We start from the raw sequence: 12,315 nt of genomic DNA on the forward strand, positions 1-12,315 counted from the left end.
TTTGGTACTTTTCAAAACAGAAAGTCGCTCGAGAGAATTTCTTACCACAGACTTTACATCTGAAGCGCTGAATTTTTCGAGAGTCACAGGCTCGTTTGTAGCGGCCATCTTTGATGACAAGCTTGTTTTTAGTAGAAGAATTGCAGGTAGAAATTGGGCAGTTATAAATCATAACTGTTTTATGCAAGATGAATATTTTTAGCTTTGGGTATCTATTTGAAATAACAAGGAGCTCTCAAGCTCCTTGTCTATATTTGATTCAATTTTATTAATTTTGAATAGTTTTTAGCACCAGCTATGTATAGCAGTTTTTAAAGGAGCTGCCTGATATAACTGATATCTTGATTATTTGATCGACAATATGAGCCAGAGTAACGATCAAGTACCATTCCATAACGATCACTATTGCTATTAGTTTCTATCGTATAAATATTAAAAAGATAAGGAAGCATTTTTCCACCCTGATTACGATAAAGCGCAAGTTCTAGTTTATTACGACCAAAAAATCTATACTTCACTTTATAACTATCAAGAGACTCAATAATCTTAGGCTTTTCATCCTTTGCAACTTTATCACAAACGTCTTTAATAAAAGGATCTTTTTCGACAAAGACTTTATAAACAAAGTCTTGCTTATCTTTATTTCCATCTGAAGCAGAGATAAACTCAGGAATATCTCCAAACTCTTCTGGCGCAGTTAAAGAAGCGCTAAAGCCAGATATCTGTCTTTCACTTGTTCCACAACCTTTCTTATACCGATTAAAGAAGAAGCGTTTCGAAAAACCAATCCAGCCTTGAATGTCAGCATTCTTCTCTTCGATGGCCTTACAAATAGTTTTGGCAACTGCGAACTCATCTGAGTCTAGCGCTCTATTTTGATCAGTATTTAATTCTTGTCCGGCACGGATTTTGGCAGCATCTTTTTCTTTATTCTCATCTTCATTACATGAGACAAAAAGACACAATAGTAGAGTTAAGGTAAGAAACCTCTTCATACTTCCTCCTTGAAGTAGCTATAGAAATATTCTAAGCATTGATTTTCAATCTGAGGATATGCAAAGCGTTATCGGCGGCAAGAAAATCTAATCTTCTTTGGATAGAAAGAAATCGCTCCAAAGGAACCGTTGAAGTTTCCTGCGGCAAGTAAATCCCCACTCTTTCTGATCGATAAACTAAGTTCTTTGGAAAAAATGTCGTTGACGACAAAAGTTAAGATTTCACCTTTGTGAGTAAGTTTGGCAACACAAATTTCATTCATATTCTCAGAGTGCCCACCCATTGGTCTAAAGGCTTCAGGTGTAGCGACAACAGGAGTTTCTTTTTCATCAATATGAAAGATATAACATTGGTGAGCGCAGCTCTTTGCCATTGTATTGGCGTGAGTAAAGATAAGTATGCTCAGGAAAAGCACCACAAGTTTTTTCATTTATGCCTCGTAATTTTTGCGTGGTGCGTTTCTACAATGTGACCTAGCTATATGTCAATTTCAAACTGATATACAGAAATGGGGTTAAAAATAAAGGGTTTTGAAGTAAAAACATCAACTTGCCTTTTTACATTTTTAACAGCTGAGAAAATTCTGATAATTCAGAAATGATTTCATGGAGATGAGTGAATCTCATCCCCATTATAGTGGAGCAGTTTTAATCTAAAACTTTATAGTCTGCCTCAATAACATCACCACCCGCATGATTTTGCTTCTGACTATTTTGTTGATGAGACTGATATTGATTTTGATAATTCTCTTTGGCCTGATTCAGCTGCTCTTTGATCTTAGAATAATTTCCAAGTGCACGAATAGCACCACGAATCGTGATAAAAAGTATATAAAATATGATGGCCTTAAATATTGCCGATACAATCATGAGAACTCCCTTATGAGCTATAGATAAAAGTTGGTTTTTTTCGGCCATTTGTCAACCCGGCCCTATTCTTAATGAAATAAATTTGTTATTGTTGATGCCTTAAATACTTGATTTTTTGATTAATGGAGTTATGCAAGATGTCAAACAACGAAAATAACAACCGTCCTCCTATGATTCACTGGGCCGATATTACAGCAGATAGAATTATCCGCCAAAAAGGTGATAAGGATGAGTACGTTCTAGCAAGTGGAATCACACCATCGGGAACTGTTCACTTTGGTAACTTTAGAGAAGTTATCACAACTGATCTTGTGGCCAGAGGCCTAAGAGCAAGAGGAAAGAAGGTTCGTTTCATTTTCAGTTGGGATGACTACGATACTTTTAGAAAAGTTCCAGCAAACCTACCTAATCAAGAAAAACTTAAAGAGTATATGTTTCAACCAATTGTTGATACACCAGATCCTTTTGGAGAGCACGAGAGTTATGCCGCTCACCACGAGCACAACTTTGAAACACAACTTAAGAAAGTTGGAGTGGAAGTTGAGCCAATTTACCAGGCCAAGAAATATCGCGCCGGAGATTACAAAGAAGACATCAAAAGAGCTCTTAATAAGAGAAAAGAAATTAGAGATATTCTCAATGAATACCGTTCAACTCCATACGGTGATGAGTATTACCCAATCTCTGTTTACTGTGAAAAGTATAAAACAGATAAGACAACTATTACGGGTTGGGATGGTGAATCGAAAATCACTTATAAGCATAATGAGCACGACTATGAAGGAGAAATTGATCTCAATACAACGTCACTTGTTAAGCTTCCATGGCGTGTTGACTGGCCAATGAGATGGGCCTTTGAAAAAGTTGACTTCGAACCAGGTGGAAAAGACCACTCTTCTCAAGGTGGATCGTATACAACGGCAAAAGAAATTGTAAAACTCTTTGACTGGGAAACACCAGTTTATCTTCAATATGACTTTGTCTCAATTAAGGGACTTGGCGGAAAAATGTCATCATCTAAAGGTAACCTAGTTACTGTTGATGATATCCTAAAAATCTATGAGCCAGAAATGGTGAGATGGATTTTTGCCTCATATAAGACTAATGTCGACTTTGCTGTTTCATTTGACCTCGATGTTCTCAAAACATACGAGGACTTTGATAAGCAAGAAAGACTTGCTTATGGTGTTGAAGCTGGAAACGAAAAGAAAGTTAATATGGCCAAGAGAGTTATTGAGCTTTCTCAAATTGGTGAGATGCCAAAAGAGATGCCATTTCAACCATCTCTACGCCACCTTTGTAATGTTCTTCAAATCAATGACATGGATATTGAAAAGGCCAGAGCTTCATATGCTGACCAGATCAAGAATGACAGAGATGAGAGACGCTTTAGAGAAAGATCTGAAAGAGCTATTTATTGGATTGAAAACCATGCTCCAGAAGAGTTCAAGTTTAGAATTAACAAAGAAAGAGTTAATTTTGAAATGAGTGCTGAGGCCGCTAATTATATTCAAAAACTTTCAGAAGTACTTGAGTCTGAGTGGGACAACTTTGCAACTGACAAGGATCTCCATGAGAGAATGTATGAAGTCATGCACGAGATGGAATTAAAACCTGCTGATATTTTTGTTCCAATCTATCAACTTCTTATCTCAAGAGAGAAAGGACCGAAGCTGGCTGGTTTCATTAGAACTATCGGAAAAGATCGCGTACTAAGCTTACTAAAATAAAAACAAAGGCCCTTTTTATAAGGGCCTTTTTTATTTTCCTTCTTGAGGAGCTTCACTATCTTTAAAGTCTTTTATACTGTGTAGGGCCTTAATGATGAGTTCATTATTTGAGCTAAGATTTCTAAAGTTCTTATCTTTAATCAATTTCAAGTCAGCTTCAATTTGTGGGATTCTTGCAAAACTCTTCGCCCCACTTTGTTCAAGGCCACTTATTTGTGACTGAATCTTTAGCATCGAAGCATGTTGCTTCTCTATTAACTCACGTGACTCACTTACCTGCTGATTTAATTCCTTAATCGTTTGCTCTTGCAAGTAGACAGTTACACTGAGTTTGGCCACAACCAAGAGAGTAATCATATAGAATGCCACTTGATAGTAGGCCGGAATATCACTAGAGCTATTCTTAGCAACTCGTGCTTTCTTTACACGCTTAGCTCCATCTTGAAATTTAGGTAGTTCTTGCTTCATAGAGGAAATTATAAAGGAAGTCATGAGCTCGTCATATGCAAGCTCGTAGTTTCAACAACTTAAGCAATGGCAAGCCCTTATCAGGTGCCTATTTTTGTTCTGATTTTAATTGTTTTAGTTTCTGATACTGAGCGCGACGATACTCACGGGCCTTGATCTTTTGCTCTTCTTTAAGCTTTTCATAGTGATCAATATTCTTAGGTGCAGTGACAGATTGTGACTTTTGCTTCAGCTCTTTTCTAAGTTTTTGATCTTGCTCTCGCTTAAGTTCTTTGGCCTTCTGATAAAAGGGATTGTCCTTAAGACTCGCAGTTTTCTGCTTTGGTTTTTGAGCGCTTAATTGATCTCTGAGCTCTTTATCCCTTTGCCTCTTAAGCTCCTTGGCCTTTTGGTAGTATTCAGTCTCACTGGCCTTTGGGACAACCAGATTCGGTTGGACTTTTGATTTCTTTGACTTCTTTGCGCCACCAGGCTTCGTAACCTTCTTGGCCGGTCTGCGACTCTCGATCTCTTCAATAAGCTTTGCGATCTTTTCAATATCACCAAGACCGTCAAATTCTAAAACAATTTCATAACTCTGCTTTAAATACAGAGTGAGAAAATGAATAAAGAGCTCTTCTCTATTTAATTTAAATTTTTCTAAGAAACTCTGCTCTCCCATTCTGTGAACAGCATAGAGACCATGGGTATGATAATCATTTTCAAGCGGAATACAGAAATAATCAGAAGGCTTTAAACCTTTTCCACCATTCGTTCCAAGACGAATATGATGAGCGCACTCAGCAGGTGCACCAGAGGCCACACACTTCTGTGTGCGAAGCCACTGCATATAGCTTGAGTTTCTATGATTACTAAAGTCCGAATATTTCATTATTGAAATTTTAGACAACTGTGAACGGCTTGGCAAAAGCTATGCGACAAGCTTGTAATACGACATTTTTTCTTGAGTGATGGCCTTAATCTTGATCGGAAAATCAATAAATTCCTTCACCTTCTCGATACACTTAATATCATTTTGCGAAAGTGCGTGAGTTTCAAGTTTTACTACCTTTCCATCACAGACAGTAAGACTCTGTCGTCCTAGATGAGTATGAACAACTTCTACCAAGAGAATTTCACGACCAATCTTCTTCGCATCATGGGCCATGGCGGAGATAATCTGCTTGATTTCCTGGGCGTTTGAAACTGTATTTCTTGATCCTCTGATGATTTTCGAGCAAAAGATATCTCCACCAACACATTTGACTCGAACCTGCATACACTCCTTTTCCAAGAACTTGAAAACCGAGAGTGATTTTGCCAGTAGCTTCTCATCTAACTCATTGATAACACCAACAATTTGCTCTGTGACTCCACGATGAATCAGCTTTCCATCTTTAAAATCGAAGCCCTCCCACTCTCCTGAGTCAGCTAAGGTGTAGGCCATTTCAAAATCTATCGGTAAAGTATATATTTCACTTCTTCTTTTCATAAAACCCCTATCGACAGGGGCTTTTTGCGGCCAAATTTTTCAAAAAATCAAAACTCGAAGGGGCAAATTGTTACCGTCACAGGCCAATTTTGAACATATTACAGAGTGAAAATGTCAGAATTCCGACTTTTTCTTACATTTAGGCCTTTTTCTCACATTTCATTTTGTGGACACTTGAACAAATTAAATTGGACCTATATTTCTATTATTAACAGAAATAAAAAAACAAATTTGAGAGGGAGATTTGTATGAAAAAATTTATTGTTATAGCAGCAGCATTATTCGCAACTTCTGCAGCAGCAGAGTATTGTTCGGCCAAGCTTAAAGACGTTCAGGGTTATACTCTTAGACATTTCAGCGGTTATGGGTATTCAACTTCTGAGGCTTGTAAGGAAGCTCTTAGAGAATGTCGTTTCGAAAAGAGAAGACTTGCTGGACAGTCAAGGCGTTATAGAGATGCAAGCTGTATGGTAGAAACTAACACTAACCCATTTCCAAGACCGACTCCAACAAAGAGAACATGTGAGTTTGATCTAAGAAGAGGAAATGGATCAGTTATCACAACTTTTAGAGCTAAGGGACAGACTCAATCACAAGCATGTCAAAAAGCGAGAAATAAGTGTGAGAACGATCTATGGGATAGACAAATGGATGGAAGAAACCCAAGAGCTTACTGTGCAAAGTCATACAGTAACGGTGGTGGATCATCTTATGACTATGTGACAAAAACTTGTCGTGTAGAAAGAGTTAACCAAAGAGGAAGAATCGTTGATACTCACTTTGGAACTGCGACAGGAAGAAGAGGAACTGGAGTTCAAGCTCAGGCCTGTCAAGAAGCTATGAGTGACTGTAGATTTGAAGCAGGTTACGCAAATAGATACCAGTCTTGTAGAAAAGCAAACTTCTAAGAGTTCGCTCTATAAGTATTTTCCAATAAGAACGAAAGAGGCCTACACTATGTAGGCCTTTTTTAATTGCTATAAATATAATCTCTAATTATTTGAGCACCATCAGCAGTTCCAGACCACTCGACGCGAATATGGCATTGAACTCCACTATCACTATCATAACAATATTTTGTCATATCATGGTTTTCACAACCTTTAATGGCCTTACCGCGAACAACACCGCGAGTTTGATAGAAATTAACACACTTCTTGGCCTTTGGACGAATCCCTTGAGCGGCAATTGGCTTCTTCACGCCATCAACCATAATAAAGAGATCTATTTCTTCTCCACAGGCCTTCTTATACATCTTGGTAAGTTTAATTGCCTTATACGAACCCCAACTATTGGCCATGACAATTAGGCCCAAATCCTTACGGCCCTTCTTACCCTTTGAACATTCAAAATTATCAACAATTTGCTGAAGTTCTTTCTTCTTAGCATAGTGGACAAGCTTGTAGCTCTTATAGGCCCCTGAGGTTGGAAGGTTGTCGTGAGCACCACTTGGTTGCCAATAATTTTCAGCTCTTCTGGTCCCAAAACCCGAGACACCAACAGTGATAAAGTCCTTAGCAAGGACTTGAGTACCCATGCACAGAAGCAGGCATGATAGTAAGAGTCTTTTCAATACTTATTTCTCCAAAATATTGACGCACTGTACCACAGCAAGGCTTTTCATGCTTTTAAAGTGTAAAATTTATATTTGAAATGCTAAGATGATCCAAATATCAAAAGGATGGAATATGCAGAGTACAGATTTTGCAAATAGAAGAGAGAGACTCTTTGAGAAAATGGATAACGGAATCGCTGTTATCGCTTCAAATACATTCATGACAAGAAGTAACGATACAGAATTCCCATTTAGACAGAATTCAAATTTCAGATACTTAACTGGAATCAATGAACCTGATAGTGTGCTAGTTCTTAGCAAGAAAGACAGTCAGACTAAGACATATATTTTCATTCGCCCAAATAATGAGCTTGAAGAGATGTGGATGGGAAAAAGACTTGGACTAGAAAAGGCCAAGGATCTCCTTGGTGCAGATGAGGCCTTTGCCATTGAAGATTTTGAAAAAATTATGGAAGGACTACTACCTGGTCACAAAAATCTCTATGTCCACTTTCATGAGAGACTAGATATCACAAATAAAGTCCAAAAAAATTAGCGGTGAGCTCTTCAATAAGAAGAGAAAGAATACAGCACAACCACCACATATCGTTCACAATATTGGTCAATATATTGAGCAACTTCGTTTTGTAAAAGATCAAAATGAAATTCTTATGATGAAGAAGGCAATGATTGCAACAGACAAGGCCCATAGAGCGGCCATGGCCCTAGCAGCACCAGGAAGATCAGAGAAAGAAGTTAATGCGCTTATTGAATATATCTTTAGTAAGGACGAGAGTCAGGGTAATGCCTATGACAATATCGTAGCGGGTGGAAATAATGCCAATATCCTTCACTATATTGAAAATAAACCAGCAACTCAATGACGGAGACCTTCTCCTTATCGATGCCGGAAGTCAGTTAAATAATTATGCAACAGATATTACGAGAACATTCCCAGTAAATGGAAAATTCACAGGAATTCAAAAAGAAGTTTACGAAATTGTTCTTGAAGCACAGAAAACGGCCATCAGTCACTCATGGCCAGAGAGAACATCTCCTGAGCTCCACAAGTCGACATGCAATGTTCTGACTCAGGGACTTATCGACCTTAAGGTCCTTGTAGGTAGCCTTGAGGAAAACCTTGAAAAAGGAACTTTTAGAAAGTACTTCCCACATGGAACAGGTCACTGGCTAGGACTAGATGTCCATGACCAAAACCCATACCTTGATGAAAATGATGACCCAATTAAGTTTGAGCCAGGTGTTATCTTCACGATTGAGCCAGGTCTCTACTTCCCTGCTGAGGATGCTTCACTACCAGAAGAACTTAAAGGGATTGGGATTAGAATAGAAGATAATATTCTTATCACTGAAAATGGACATGAGAATCTCTCTGCCATGATTCCAAAAGAGATCAAAGAAATCGAGGAAGCCTGTGAAAAAGATTATAGAGACTTTATTCTTAATCTCTTTTTATTTTTCCAATGAGTGCAGCAGGGGTTGAAACATTTCAACACCCAAGCTGCCTCGTGCATTTGCATCCCTTTTCAAAAAAACACAACTATGATGAAAGTTTAATTCGTAAGCTCAAGTCTAAACTCGATGACAAAGGTTATAAAACAAGAGCTCTCGATGAGTATAAGAAACTCGTTCCAGGTGAGTTTCACCTTGAACTAAAGAGAACTCTCACCGGAAAGCTCTACAAGGAATGCCTTATTGAAATCATCGTAAAAAAAGCAAGATCAAATACGGCCCTTGAAAATGACCCTATCTTTTACAAAATGGAGAAGAGTCGTCGCTTCCCAAGACAAACCCTCAAGGGAAAAGAGCGTTGTTACCTGGCCATAGACGATGCTATTTATGCTTTGAATATTTGTAAACAAGTCACAAATTAATTGTATTAGAAATAGGAATATCCCCAATGAAGAATGTATTATTTTTACTAACAACACTCGCCCTCTTTAGTTGTTCAAGCTTTAAAAATAAGAAGGCCACAGTCAATGTTGTTCACTGGAATATTAAGGAGCTGACAACTCAAAAGCTTCACCAAGATAATAAGCAATTAAATGCCGTCAAAGATATTCTAGGAGAATTCAAATATAATCTCTTATCAATTAATGAACTCCAATATGATCTACCAAATGTCCCCAAGCGTGACTACAGAACGAAAGGAAGAAATGCAGAGGTATTTGCGAAGTCATTGAAGATGGAGCCAATGGAACATGCAATAAGTTTCAACCAGGCCAATACTGGAAACAAGGCCAAGAAGTTCAAAGGTCAATATCTCACAAAGATGACAAAGCAAGCACGAAAGCTTGCAGATCAAGATAACTTCGGTCTCTTTCCAGGCCAGTATTCAACGGCCCTTATTTCAAAGTTTCCAATTAAAGAAGAAGTCATCATCAAAGATCTAAAATGGCGTGAGTTTAATAAGAATGTGAAATTCTCAAAATTTAGAAGACCTAATGGAAGAAGAATCCCAACCGGGCTAGAACTCTTTGATAAGACATTTACTGATTCGATTATTGAAATTGAAGGCAAAGAAGTTCACGTCATCACTCTTCATGCCACACCGGCCTTTCACTTTGGTAATCGTCGTTCTCCTAATTATGAGAGAAACCGCGATCAATTAAGATTTCTAGAATGGTACTTAACTGGAGGAACTGATATTCCGGTAAAGCTTCCAAAGAAATACTCACATATTAAACCATTAAATAAAGATGCCATTTTTATTGCAATGGGTGATTGGAATACGTCAATCTACGCCAATAATAAAGGAAGTGAAGTTCTAAGAAGATTATTTAAGTCAGTAAATCTTTGGATGGAAAAACCTATACACACTCATGAGAATCAAAATTTCTCAGCAAAGAGACTCAAACTCACTCTCGACTATATTGCCTACAGAGGATTGAAGTTAGTTGATGCTGGAATCTATTATCCAAATGAAGAAGAGGGTTCATGTATGAAGTATAGTGAACTCCCAAAGGCATTGAAATCGAGAACTGATAAAATTTCTGCCGACAAGTGCTTTAACAGTGACTCTGTTGAACTTAAGTTGGCAAGTGATCACTTCCCTATCTGGGCAAGCTTTGAACTTTAATTCTTAGTGATTACGATCAATAATAAATGACATAATGAATTCAAGAGGGGCCATACGTTTGTTGGCCTCTTCTTTATCCATACCTTGAGAAATAAGATACTCAGAAATACTATTAAGACAGTTCCCGGCAATATTCATATGCTCACGGGCACGGGCCTCAACAATAGCAACTGCTTCCTCAATTCTATCTTCATTCCAAAGAGACTCAAGAGAAGTCCCGCTCTTATAAGCTTCATATTTTGAAGGATGAAGAATGAGCCATTCAAGAATAACAGAATTCACAACTCCATTCTTTACATCAAGAAGGAAGTCCTTATCAGAAGTCGAGGCAAAGTCTAAAGTGTCATCCATCATTTGAAATGCTAGGCCAACTCTATGACCAAATTCTCTGGCCTGCTCACAAATACTCTCAGGAGCACCAGCGGCATAGGCACCAATCCAAGTACACCAACTCATCACAGAAGCTGTCTTATAGTGAGCAATTCGCTCAATCAACTCTTGAGTATAGGCCCTTTGTTCAATAGCATCAGATTGAATCCACTCACCAAGAGCGAGATCTTGAATAACCTTAGACATTTCTTGAACAATCTTGAGATCACCTTGATTTGAGAGTGTGTAGATAACATCGGCAAGAAGATAGTCTCCGGCCAAAACAGCTCTCTTATTTGAAGAAACAATATTTATAGATGGCTCTCCCCTTCTTTGAGTTGCATTGTCGACAACATCGTCATGAGCAAGTGAGGCCGCGTGAACCATCTCGATTGATTTCGCAAATGGATCTAACTTATTGATTTCAATATTAAAATAACGTCCCATTAAGAAGCAAAGCATGGGTCTAAGTCTCTTTCCACCAGAGAGTACTGTTTTGGCAAGAACCGATGAAACGGCCTCATGACAGCTTTCGCTCTCAATAGAAAGATCCATATCGCCAATTTTTTCCAGGATTTCACCCGGGATTGCTTCTAAGAAATTCGTCATAATAACCTAACTAAATCTAAAAATATCAGCAAGTTTTAGCAAAAAGGGCCAGCTCTGTAAACTACTGGGGCAGTTAATACATGTCGAGCACTCGTCCCTTGTCATTTTTCGCCCTACGGTATATCTTTGGCCAAAAGTATAAAAGGATATAATGCAATGAGCAACCAATTGGCCGAAAGAAAGACTGAGTCTTACAAAATCTTTGATAAGATCGCTGGAACTTATGATTTTTTAAATCACCTCCTCTCATTTGGAATTGATATTTATTGGAGAAAGAAAGTTATTAAAAACCTACCTCCTAGAAAGAATCTTCAATGTCTTGACCTAGCATGTGGGACAGGGGATCTGACAATCGTTCTTGCAAAACAAGACTCTGTAGAAAAAGTCACGGGGCTTGATATGTCAAAAGGTATGGTTGATATTGGAAAGATCAAAATCGACAAGAAAGGTTATGCGCACAAGGCCGCCATGCAAATTGGTGACGGTGTAGAAATCCCAACTGCTGACGAGCTCTTTGATGTCACGACTGTTTCATTTGGAATTAGAAACTTTCCAGATCCACAGCGTTCACTAGAGAATATGTTCCGTGTTATTAAACCAGGTGGAAGATCAATGGTATTGGAATTTTCAATCCCTAAGAATCCTCTATTTAAAGGAATTTACTTCTTCTACTTTAGATATCTCTTACCATTTGTTGGTAATTTAATCTCAAAACATAAAGATGCCTACAGCTACCTCAATGAGACAGTAGAAGACTTCCCTTATGGGCAAGATTTTGCTGACATGATGGTAAAAGCTGGTTTTAAAAATGTTCGTTATGAAGAGTTAACTTTTGGAATTGCAACTCTTTATATTGGAGAAAAATAATAGTGCAACTTACACTAGGTTATATTCAAGAGCAGATTATAAATACTCTTATCAAGGGTGATCTTGAGGGAGTAAAGAAATATCAAGGGCCACAATATATGGCCTTCGAATTTGACTCTAATATCTTAAATATTGCAGGACTACTTAGCCACTTTCATCCTATTCCTAAGTACTATTTTAAGAATAAGGACCAGGATACAGAGTTTCTTGCACTAGGGTCTTGGAAGAACTTTACAAGTCTCTATCAGTTTGACGAAATCGATCAAGTTGTAAAAGAAANT

16 protein-coding genes are annotated in these 12,315 nt (G+C 38.0%); 8 read left to right on the forward strand and 8 right to left on the reverse strand.

The features are described 5' to 3' along the window. Window positions 1–311: 311 nt before the first annotated feature. The 3 genes from M901_RS12790 to M901_RS12800 form a co-directional block, all read right to left on the reverse strand. Window positions 312–995 (reverse strand): hypothetical protein, encoded by a 684-nt coding sequence (locus M901_RS12790; RefSeq protein WP_021278628.1) that lies wholly within the window; start codon window positions 993–995, stop codon window positions 312–314. Between the two features lie 68 nt (window positions 996–1,063). Beyond that, complete coding sequence (locus M901_RS12795) at window positions 1,064–1,426, reverse strand: hypothetical protein (RefSeq protein WP_021278626.1); 363 nt, start codon at window positions 1,424–1,426, stop codon at window positions 1,064–1,066. A gap of 217 nt (window positions 1,427–1,643) precedes the next feature. Then, window positions 1,644–1,865 (reverse strand): hypothetical protein, encoded by a 222-nt coding sequence (locus tag M901_RS12800; protein WP_021278638.1) that lies wholly within the window; start codon window positions 1,863–1,865, stop codon window positions 1,644–1,646. A gap of 137 nt (window positions 1,866–2,002) precedes the next feature. Between M901_RS12800 and lysS the strand changes: the two genes are divergently transcribed. Continuing rightward, window positions 2,003–3,595, forward strand: coding sequence for a lysine--tRNA ligase (gene lysS, locus M901_RS12805; protein WP_021278629.1), 1,593 nt, complete (start codon window positions 2,003–2,005; stop codon window positions 3,593–3,595). A 30-nt stretch (window positions 3,596–3,625) separates the two neighbouring features. Here lysS and M901_RS12810 read toward each other — a convergent pair whose 3' ends face one another. From M901_RS12810 to M901_RS12820, 3 genes are all read right to left on the reverse strand, one after another. Further along, complete coding sequence (locus M901_RS12810; protein WP_021278632.1) at window positions 3,626–4,063, reverse strand: hypothetical protein; 438 nt, start codon at window positions 4,061–4,063, stop codon at window positions 3,626–3,628. 88 nt (window positions 4,064–4,151) lie between these two features. Continuing rightward, window positions 4,152–4,934, reverse strand: coding sequence for a DUF968 domain-containing protein (locus tag M901_RS12815; protein ID WP_081653460.1), 783 nt, complete (start codon window positions 4,932–4,934; stop codon window positions 4,152–4,154). A gap of 39 nt (window positions 4,935–4,973) precedes the next feature. Continuing rightward, entirely contained in the window at window positions 4,974–5,534 is a 561-nt protein-coding gene (locus M901_RS12820; RefSeq protein WP_021278625.1) for a hypothetical protein, read from the reverse strand. 248 nt (window positions 5,535–5,782) lie between these two features. On the opposite strand from M901_RS12820, the gene M901_RS12825 reads away from it, so the two are divergent. Continuing rightward, window positions 5,783–6,442, forward strand: a complete 660-nt coding sequence (locus M901_RS12825; RefSeq protein ID WP_021278627.1) for a hypothetical protein — start codon at window positions 5,783–5,785, stop codon at window positions 6,440–6,442. A 62-nt stretch (window positions 6,443–6,504) separates the two neighbouring features. Here the strand turns inward: M901_RS12825 and M901_RS12830 are convergent, their stop codons facing one another. Next, window positions 6,505–7,107 carry a hypothetical protein gene (locus M901_RS12830; RefSeq protein ID WP_157680007.1) on the reverse strand — a complete coding sequence of 201 codons (603 nt, stop codon included), beginning with the start codon at window positions 7,105–7,107 and terminating at the stop codon, window positions 6,505–6,507. Window positions 7,108–7,222: 115 nt separating this feature from the next. On the opposite strand from M901_RS12830, the gene M901_RS12835 reads away from it, so the two are divergent. The 5 genes from M901_RS12835 (at window position 7,223) to M901_RS12850 (ending at window position 10,189) form a co-directional block, all read left to right on the forward strand. Continuing rightward, window positions 7,223–7,645 (forward strand): aminopeptidase P N-terminal domain-containing protein, encoded by a 423-nt coding sequence (locus M901_RS12835; protein WP_021278636.1) that lies wholly within the window; start codon window positions 7,223–7,225, stop codon window positions 7,643–7,645. 115 nt (window positions 7,646–7,760) lie between these two features. Next, window positions 7,761–7,973 (forward strand): M24 family metallopeptidase, encoded by a 213-nt coding sequence (locus tag M901_RS16690; protein ID WP_053335879.1) that lies wholly within the window; start codon window positions 7,761–7,763, stop codon window positions 7,971–7,973. Further along, window positions 7,948–8,577 carry a M24 family metallopeptidase gene (locus tag M901_RS12840; protein WP_021278622.1) on the forward strand — a complete coding sequence of 210 codons (630 nt, stop codon included), beginning with the start codon at window positions 7,948–7,950 and terminating at the stop codon, window positions 8,575–8,577. The genes M901_RS16690 and M901_RS12840 overlap by 26 nt, the downstream gene beginning before the upstream one ends. Next, complete coding sequence (locus M901_RS12845; protein WP_021278631.1) at window positions 8,574–8,984, forward strand: hypothetical protein; 411 nt, start codon at window positions 8,574–8,576, stop codon at window positions 8,982–8,984. Before M901_RS12840 ends, M901_RS12845 begins: the two co-directional genes overlap by 4 nt. Window positions 8,985–9,010: 26 nt before the next feature. Next, window positions 9,011–10,189 carry an endonuclease/exonuclease/phosphatase family protein gene (locus M901_RS12850; RefSeq protein ID WP_021278624.1) on the forward strand — a complete coding sequence of 393 codons (1,179 nt, stop codon included), beginning with the start codon at window positions 9,011–9,013 and terminating at the stop codon, window positions 10,187–10,189. Between the two features lie 3 nt (window positions 10,190–10,192). Here the strand turns inward: M901_RS12850 and M901_RS12855 are convergent, their stop codons facing one another. After that, a complete protein-coding gene (locus tag M901_RS12855; RefSeq protein WP_021278635.1) occupies window positions 10,193–11,167 on the reverse strand; it encodes a polyprenyl synthetase family protein in 975 nt (324 codons plus the stop codon). 156 nt (window positions 11,168–11,323) lie between these two features. Between M901_RS12855 and ubiE the strand changes: the two genes are divergently transcribed. Beyond that, window positions 11,324–12,034, forward strand: a complete 711-nt coding sequence (gene ubiE, locus M901_RS12860; RefSeq protein WP_021278637.1) for a bifunctional demethylmenaquinone methyltransferase/2-methoxy-6-polyprenyl-1,4-benzoquinol methylase UbiE — start codon at window positions 11,324–11,326, stop codon at window positions 12,032–12,034. Window positions 12,035–12,315: the final 281 nt, after the last annotated feature.

Origin of the sequence: Bacteriovorax sp. DB6_IX (genome assembly GCF_000447775.1) — a bacterium.
Classification (GTDB): Bacteria; Bdellovibrionota; Bacteriovoracia; order Bacteriovoracales; family Bacteriovoracaceae; genus Halobacteriovorax_A.

Excerpts from the sequence above, each read along its gene's own strand:
- M901_RS16690 (WP_053335879.1), top strand. The coding sequence starts at position 7,761 with ATGATGAAGAAGGCAATGATTGCAACAGACAAGGCCCATAGAGCGGCC.
- M901_RS12790 (WP_021278628.1), bottom strand. The coding sequence starts at position 995 with ATGAAGAGGTTTCTTACCTTAACTCTACTATTGTGTCTTTTTGTCTCA.
- M901_RS12820 (WP_021278625.1), bottom strand. The coding sequence starts at position 5,534 with ATGAAAAGAAGAAGTGAAATATATACTTTACCGATAGATTTTGAAATG.
- M901_RS12855 (WP_021278635.1), bottom strand. The coding sequence starts at position 11,167 with ATGACGAATTTCTTAGAAGCAATCCCGGGTGAAATCCTGGAAAAAATT.
- M901_RS12835 (WP_021278636.1), top strand. The coding sequence starts at position 7,223 with ATGCAGAGTACAGATTTTGCAAATAGAAGAGAGAGACTCTTTGAGAAA.
- ubiE (WP_021278637.1), top strand. The coding sequence starts at position 11,324 with ATGAGCAACCAATTGGCCGAAAGAAAGACTGAGTCTTACAAAATCTTT.
- M901_RS12810 (WP_021278632.1), bottom strand. The coding sequence starts at position 4,063 with ATGAAGCAAGAACTACCTAAATTTCAAGATGGAGCTAAGCGTGTAAAG.
- M901_RS12845 (WP_021278631.1), top strand. The coding sequence starts at position 8,574 with ATGAGTGCAGCAGGGGTTGAAACATTTCAACACCCAAGCTGCCTCGTG.
- M901_RS12825 (WP_021278627.1), top strand. The coding sequence starts at position 5,783 with ATGAAAAAATTTATTGTTATAGCAGCAGCATTATTCGCAACTTCTGCA.
- lysS (WP_021278629.1), top strand. The coding sequence starts at position 2,003 with ATGTCAAACAACGAAAATAACAACCGTCCTCCTATGATTCACTGGGCC.
- M901_RS12800 (WP_021278638.1), bottom strand. The coding sequence starts at position 1,865 with ATGATTGTATCGGCAATATTTAAGGCCATCATATTTTATATACTTTTT.
- M901_RS12795 (WP_021278626.1), bottom strand. The coding sequence starts at position 1,426 with ATGAAAAAACTTGTGGTGCTTTTCCTGAGCATACTTATCTTTACTCAC.
- M901_RS12850 (WP_021278624.1), top strand. The coding sequence starts at position 9,011 with ATGAAGAATGTATTATTTTTACTAACAACACTCGCCCTCTTTAGTTGT.
- M901_RS12815 (WP_081653460.1), bottom strand. The coding sequence starts at position 4,934 with ATGAAATATTCGGACTTTAGTAATCATAGAAACTCAAGCTATATGCAG.